This window comes from Enterococcus sp. (assembly GCF_022711995.1).
Taxonomy (GTDB): domain Bacteria; phylum Bacillota; class Bacilli; order Lactobacillales; family Enterococcaceae; genus Enterococcus_D.
Genome location: NZ_JALAHI010000122.1, coordinates 1 through 7,895 on the forward strand (window position 1 = coordinate 1; position 7,895 = coordinate 7,895).

3 protein-coding genes and 1 pseudogene are annotated in these 7,895 nt (G+C 40.8%); 3 read left to right on the plus strand and 1 reads right to left on the minus strand.

Annotation, left to right across the window (positions count from 1 at the left end; all coding sequences use genetic code 11):
• Positions 1–360: pseudogene (locus Q0A12_RS12305) on the plus strand (LLM class flavin-dependent oxidoreductase); the annotation flags it as partial.
• Positions 360–1,046 (plus strand): NAD(P)-binding domain-containing protein, encoded by a 687-nt coding sequence (locus tag Q0A12_RS12310; protein WP_291292945.1) that lies wholly within the window; start codon positions 360–362, stop codon positions 1,044–1,046. The pseudogene Q0A12_RS12305 and the gene Q0A12_RS12310, both read left to right, overlap by 1 nt.
• Before the next feature lie 33 nt (positions 1,047–1,079).
• Here Q0A12_RS12310 and Q0A12_RS12315 read toward each other — a convergent pair whose 3' ends face one another.
• The gene (locus Q0A12_RS12315) at positions 1,080–2,504 is read right to left on the minus strand and encodes a helix-turn-helix domain-containing protein (RefSeq protein WP_291292946.1); all 1,425 of its coding nucleotides are present in this window, start codon (positions 2,502–2,504) and stop codon (positions 1,080–1,082) included.
• Between the two features lie 382 nt (positions 2,505–2,886).
• Here Q0A12_RS12315 and Q0A12_RS12320 point away from each other — a divergent pair.
• Positions 2,887–7,895: FctA domain-containing protein (locus tag Q0A12_RS12320; protein ID WP_291292947.1), on the plus strand; the 5,009-nt coding region annotated here is incomplete at its 3' end.

Sequence of the window (7,895 nt, forward strand, 5' to 3'; positions counted from 1 at the left end):
ATTCTTCCGGTAGGGATGCATTCCCACGGCGTGATTGCTGAGACGGACGAGGAAGCATACGAGATTGGTTGGCACTATATCAAGAAAAGTATGGATAAAATCGGAGAAGACCGTGGCTGGCCCGAAATGTCGAAAGAACGTTTTGATTTTGAAGTAGAACATGGTTCTTACTATGTTGGCAGTCCTGAAACGGTAGCGCAAAAAATAGCGCGGATGATGCCGCAAGTCGGCGTCGAACGGTTTGATCTTGTTTACGGAACCGGTGGACAATTACAAAAGGACCGTTTACGGACTATCGAACTTTATGGTACAAAAGTTATCCCACGGGTCAAAGAATTATTGAGATCAGGTGAAAAATAATGGAAAAATCTAGAATTGGTATCTTAGGGGCTGGCAAGTTAGGTCTTGCTTTAGCTAAATTAGGAGCAGAAGCAGGCTATGAAGTTTGGATCGCCAGCAGAAAACCAGCTGAAAAGAATGCTTTGGCCGTTGAAATACTCGCTCCTGGGGCAAAAGTTACGAACGTAGAAGAGCTCTTGGCGGAGATGCCTATCATTTTATTAGCGATCCCTTTAAGCAACTATCCGTCGATTTCTAAAGAGCAGTTAGCTGGTAAGCTAGTGATCGATGCGATGAACTACTGGTGGGAAGTGGATGGTAAGGATGCCATTTATTCGACTATTGAAGAAAGCTCATCAGAAAGAGTCCAACATTATCTCCACGAGAGTAACGTCATCAAGGCGTTTAATCACATGGGGTATCATGATCTTGAAGCTGAAGCTCGGCCACATAGCGCGCCAAATAGAAAAGCTATTGCTATCGCTGGGGATGATGCCCAAGCTGTAGACCAAACGGCTAAAATCGTTGATGATTTTGGCTTTGATCCGGTAGTGATCGGTGGACTTGCCGCTGGCCGCATTTTGGAACCTGGCAGTGAGCTGTTTGGTGCAAATCAGACGAAGGCTAATCTACTCTCTCTCATTGAAAGAATCCAAGGAGAACAAAGATCAACTCCTTCAACGGCAAAAATCGAGTCAGCTACTTGAATAAATTCAAAACCTCCTAGTAACCTTCACGTTTCAGTGAAGATTGCTAGGAGGCTTTTTTTCAATCTGCTGGATCGCTTTTTCTTGGATATTCCTGGCAATAAAGCCGATTTCTTCACGAGTAATGAAAATATCTGTCGCTTTGAAAGGAATCTTCTGAGAGGGAGGAACGATATTTCCGATGATTAAATCATAGGGCTCCTTGACTGCAGGAATCGAAAAAGAGTCTAACGGATTCAAGATCGTGATCGTCAAATCATAAGGAACGAATTGTTTGATTTGAGTTCGGATCATTTCGGTATGATCCCCATTCGTGTCGTAAAGCAAAGCAAGATGATAATTCGCATGTTGATCGATGATCTGCTTTGCAAAAAGCGGAAAAGACGTATGGAAAATATAAATCAAATGATTGATGGTCGCAGGTCGAATCGCTGGTAGTTCCGAATGGGTCACCAATCGAATAATCTCGCGATTGACAGCTTGCTGCGCATAATCGCAGTTAGCGGCAAATCGAGCCAGTCGATCATTCAAAATGCAATAGGGGACATTCAAATTCGTTTCTAGCAAGTATTTGAAGGTAACGGCAGTTAATTTTTCTTGGAAATCAGTCTCTTCGTAATCGTATTTGTCAAAAATCTGCTTCGTCAAATGCAGAAAGGTCTGTCTCACTTGCGAATAAATAGTAGGATCGGCCGTGATATGGGAAGTTAAATAACCCATTACTTTTTCTAAGTACGATCGTTGATAGTGTGAAAAATCGGCGAGGTCGATTCGTTCTAGAAAATATTCGATTTTGTCTCCAGCAGGTTTGGAAGCAAAAAGGCGATCCCTTCTACTATGAACATAAATGATAAAGGCGATTTTTCGGATATCGGAAAAGTAAAGTTTCAACGGTGTTGCCGCAGCAAATAACTGAGCAATTTTCAAAAACTCTTGTTCCTGATTCTTACTAGCATCTCTAAACTCATGTTGATATTTCTCCAAGAAGAAAACGGCATAAAATTGGCGAATATTGATTTCGTTTCCTGCTAATCGGATCGGTTTTTTTTCGATATGGAAATCATATGGCTGAATTTCCAGATTGATTTTTTTGATCAAGCGAATGATGGATGACTTGCTGAGATTCAATTCGATGGCCAATGTTTCATAACTGGAAAAGTGGGATGAAAACAGTAGTTCTAATAATTTGAATGCGGAAGATTCAGCCAAAAAAAAGCTATAGACATCAGAGCGAGCGGCAAAGGAGTGTAATTCCAGACTGACAAGGGAATGAGCATCGATACTTATTTTAAGGAAGGACAGATCATGATTGATTTCTGTCACGTACTTTCTAAACAACGACAAAGATAGGTCAAATTCAGCGAGTAAATCAGCAATAAAACAATGGGAATCGTTCAATAAGCTCTCGATCAACTGCAATTTCACTTGTGAAGCAGTTGACAATAATTCTCTGAACATAGCTTTCCTCCAAATAGTTATGTATAGATGGTAGCACGTTTTTTCAAATAGTCAAAAAAATATGAATAATGATTTTTTTTGAACACTTCGTTGCTGTTAAATTTGGGAAAATAAGGGTGAGATAACGCACGCTTTTTTAAGGACCACTGCCGCTGAACGTCTCTAAAAAAGGTATGTTATTCAACGGGAGAATTGGGGATAACTCCTGGTGCATCAACGGATTGTTGTTTTTTGGAAGAAGACGCAAATCATTTATGAGCTTGGTGCAAGTATGAAAAAATTTATTTGTTGGTTACTTTAGGAAAATTTGATTTTGAAGCCAGAAAAAAATTGAGTTTTTTAGAAAAAGGACCAGTTGTTTTAATAGAGAGGAAGAGTAAATATGAATAAAAAACTATGTGCATATTTGAGCTTGTTGCTTTTATTAGGGGCCACTTTTTGTACCCCAGCAATCGCAGTAGCTGAAATGGTTTCAAATATAGAAGCTGAGAGTGAATCCATCCAAGCACCCTCAGCTACAGAAACACAAGAATCAACACCTGTTTCCGAAACAGAATCAGAACAAAGTACGAGTCAGTCCGCAGCAGAGACGCCCACCAGTCAACAAGAAAAAACGACCGCTTCAACGACTCCTGAATCTTCGTCCGCAGAGTTGAATCAAAACAGTATTCAGCCGAGAGCACCTAGTGAATCTACACAAGAAGAAGTTGTTCCCTATGCTGCCGATCCTAACTTAAACGCTCGTGGCTTACAATTGTTTGATAATGTAAGCATCACAGATATGGATGATCAGCCATTTACTGAGAGCAATCCACCATTTTATAACGATAATGTCAAAATTCATTTTGATTGGTCTTTGTCTGACCAAGAAGAAATCAAAAGCGGAGACTACTATACCTATCAGTTACCAAATTATTTTGCAGTTCATAACGAAGTGTCTGGAACACTTGAGCGTTCTGATGGCGGTGGTTCGCTGGGTGAATTTTATCTAAGCTCAAGTGGTGAGTTAAAGATTGTTTTTAATGAAGCTGCCGAAAATTTGTCCGGCAGAAGCGGGACCATTACTTTAGAAACAGAATTAAAAGTGACATCTCAAACCGACGACGTGGTGATCGAAACCGGGATTTATGATCGAGACGGTAAAGAAATTCTGATAACTCTACCTATTTACCAAATCGATATCACAAAGAGCGGAACCGTCAACGCCAGTGGTTCTGTGGTATGGGAAATTGTTTTTAATATGGAAGGAAAAAACCTCGACAATGTCGTTGTAACAGATAAACTGCCTCAGGGGCTATCCTACTCTCATTCATACGGCTATCTTTATGATGGACAAAATTGGGTCAGAACCACGAACCTGTATACCTATAATACGACCACGGGAACTTTTACGTTTAATCAGAAAATTGATCGACCGGTTAAAATTGAAATCAACAGTGTGGTCAATGATACTTCTATTGAAAGTTTTAAGAATATCGCCCAAATTACGGGGGATAATTTTCATGATAAATCGGCAGAAGCAACTGTTAGCTACCATGAATCCTCAGAGTATAAACGCTTCTTAGGCTACGATGAAACCACCGGACGAGCAATGTGGGAAGTTTCATTGGATCTGAGTACGGATGGCGCAGTGATGACAGACAAAACGTATTCCGGAACTCTTTCAGAGAATGCATTACATTATTTAGTGCCTGACTCGATAGTGGTGAAAAACAAGAGTGACAATAGTGTTACGAATGATTGGCATTTTAATGAGGCTGGAGAAATCAAAAAAGAGGATCAGCTGGTTCAATTTCAAATGGTCTTTGATCATGCAGGACAATACATCATTCGTTATGAGACACAACTCTTTGATCCTGTTTTAACGAGTACCAGAATCACCAATTACCTCACGGTCAAAGATGACAAAACAAATTCGTATAGTGGGTCGGGAACAGTGACACCAACTAGCAAAATTGGTGTGACGAAAACGGCTGTAGCCAAGAATTATCAAGATCAAACCATGCAATGGCAAGTAGTGGTCAACCAAACCAATCAAGAAATAGACAATCTAGTCATTACCGATCGCTACCAAGAAATTGCAGGTACAAATATCAGTGCGCTAGAATTGATTGAAGATTCATTGGTGATTACCGCAACCAATAAAGCCGGAGTAAGCAGAGACTTAGATGCTTCGGAGTATGAGTTGACTAAGCTGCACGCCACTACCTCGGGTCAAAATAGTTTTGAATATGAATCAGGATTTCAAATCAAGCTCCTAGGAAGTAATACGAATACATCAGACAAATTCACTGTAAAATTCAAAACAACCTTTAACATTCCTAAACAGATTGAATTAGGTGGGTCTCAAACACGATTCACCAATGCTGCGTTTGCAGAATATGAGATCGATGGTCACTCATTCACCGAAGCAGCGCAAGCCAATTCATGGTTGGATACGACTTGGATATTGAATGCATTGAAAGCCGGTCTCTTCATTCCCAAAGGCGGCGATGTGAAAGCTTATCTTCAAGCGGTGTTCAGTAAAACTTTCCCAAATGTCTTTTCTGAAGACATTGCTTCTAGTGATCAAGTATTTTGGATGGGGTTATTCAATACCTACAAATCAACGCTTCATCAAGGAACTGTGATCGAAGACCAATTACAGGCTGGGCAAACGTTCAGAGAAGCATCCGTTTATTCGGTGGAAGTTTCTGGAACTGGGAATCAAGTGAAGTCTCTGAAAGAAAAATTAACGGAGGATGACTATAAGCTGACTTATGATCCTGTTACTAAAAAAATCAGTATCGAGTTGCTGAAAGACACCTCGGAAACAATCGCCGTTTTCATCGCAACTGATGCTGCGGAAGATACCTTTAGATATAAAAACATGATTTCTTTAACAGATGGCGATACCACGCTGAAAGCAGAAGCACAAGTGGATAAATCTGCTAAAGACAGCTGGATCAGTAAGACAGGTGTCCAAAATACCGAGAACAATCGTTTGCTGGACTGGGAAGTTTTGATCAACCAAGATAGCCGAACGATCAAGAATGCCGTTGTAGAGGATACGATCAACTATAATCAACAAGCTTTCTTGTATGATGAAACAGGAAAAGTAATCGTGGATGTCTACAAAGCTGTCAAAGTAGGAAATCAATGGGAAAAAGGTGAGAAAGTCACTTTCAACAATGAAAACAATCCGAAAGTCACGACAGATGGTAGTAATGGTACCTTTACTTTAAGTATTGCTTTTGAGCAAGACATTGACAGTCCTTACTTTATTGTTTATCAAACGAAACTCGATCCAGGGATACGTAATAATGAGATTGTTTCTAATGATGCTACTCTCAAGGGCGGTACTACTGAAATTCATCAAGTAACGAAAGATGTGACAGTCAAATCAACCAACGGTAGCGGCACCTCTACTGGAACGAATGGCTCATTGGCAATCATCAAATATGACGCCGAAAGCGATAAAGATAGTGGAATTTCTGAGGAGGCACATTTCCAACTGAGTCGCCAAAATGCTGAAGGGAATTATGAAATTATTTTTCCTGATCTCATTGTTAAAAACAACAAGCTGATTCAAGGAGAAAAAGAAGTAGATCGTTTATCCGACCTTCGCTACGGAAATTATAAAATCCAAGAAACGGCGGCGCCAAATGGGTATCAACGAGATGAAAACGAATATACATTCACCATTTCTAGTCAACAAGTAGATTATATTTTTGAATTGGCAAACAAAAAAGAAGCCAGAGAGACCAGTCTAGCCTTATCGGCTAAGAAGCTGCTAGAAGGTCGTTCGTTAAAAAATGAAGAGTTCACTTTTGTGTTGGAAGATGAATACAACAATATCTTACAAGAAAAGCGAAATGAATCCGAGGATATTTTCTTTGATGAAATCACCTACCAAAAGGAAGGTATCTATACGTATACGATTTATGAAAAAGAAGGAAACGATCCTACGATTGACTACGATCACACAAGATTGAATGTTAAAGTAGAGGTGAAAAATGTTGATGGACAGCTAGAAGCCAATGCCACCTATGAAGGCAACGCCGTCTTCACTAACATCTATACACCAAAAGCCGGCAGTGTAGTGCTGGAAGCTGAAAAAGTGTTGACTGGTCGCTTGCTAGTAGATGGGGAATTTACCTTTGAGTTAGTCGATCAAGAGGGACAAGTGATTCAAAGCCAAACCAACGATGGTAGCGGTAAAGTTTACTTTGATGCGATTCCGTACGACAAAGCCGGTGAGTACAACTATACGATCCGCGAAAAAGCTGGTGATGACAGTACGATTGATTATGACACGACTGAAGTACCAGTGACTGTAAATGTGAAAGACAATGAAGGACAACTGGAAGCTTACGCCAGTTATGAAGGTAATGCGGTCTTTAACAATACCTATACACCAAAAGCTGGCAGTGTAGTATTGGAAGCCGATAAAATATTAGCCGGTCGTTCGCTGGTAACAGGGGAAGTTACCTTTGAATTGATCGATCAAGAGGGACAAGTGATTCAAAGCCAAACCAACGATGTGTCCGGAAATGTTTACTTTGATGCGATTTCATACGACAAAGCCGGTGAGTACAACTATACGATCCGTGAAAAAGTCGGTGACGACAGGACGATTACGTACGATAACTCCGAGATTCCAGTAACTGTAAGCGTCAAAGACAATGAAGGACAATTGGAAGCAACAGCTAGTTATGAAGGCAATGCGGTCTTTACCAACGACTACACACCAAAAGCTGGCAGTGTAGTGTTGGAAGCTGAGAAAGTCTTGACTGGCCGTTCACTAGTCGCAGGAGAATTCACCTTTGAATTAGTCGATCAAGAGGGGCAAGTAATTCAAAGTCAAACCAATGATGGTAGCGGAAAAGTTTACTTCGATGCGATTCCATATGAAGAAGCTGGTGACTACAATTACACGATCCGTAAAAAATCTGGGGAAGATAGCACGATTGACTATGACACGACTGAAGTACCAGTAACAGTAAGCGTGAAGGACAACGAAGGACAACTGGAAGCGACAGCGACTTATGAAGGCAATGCGGTCTTTACCAACGACTACACACCAAAAGCCGGCAGTGTAGTGTTGGAAGCTGAGAAAGTCTTGACTGGCCGTTCGCTCGTCGCAGGAGAATTCACCTTTGAATTAGTCGATCAAGAAGGACAAGTGATTCAAAGCCAAACCAACGATGGCACAGGGAAAATCTACTTCGATGCGATTCCGTACGACAAAGCTGGTGACTACAATTACACGATCCGTGAAAAAGTCGGTGACGACAGTACGATTACGTACGATAACTCCGAGATTCCAGTAACTGTAAGCGTCAAAGACAATGAAGGACAATTGGAAGCAACAGCTAGTTATGAAGGCAATGCGGTCTTTACCAACGACTA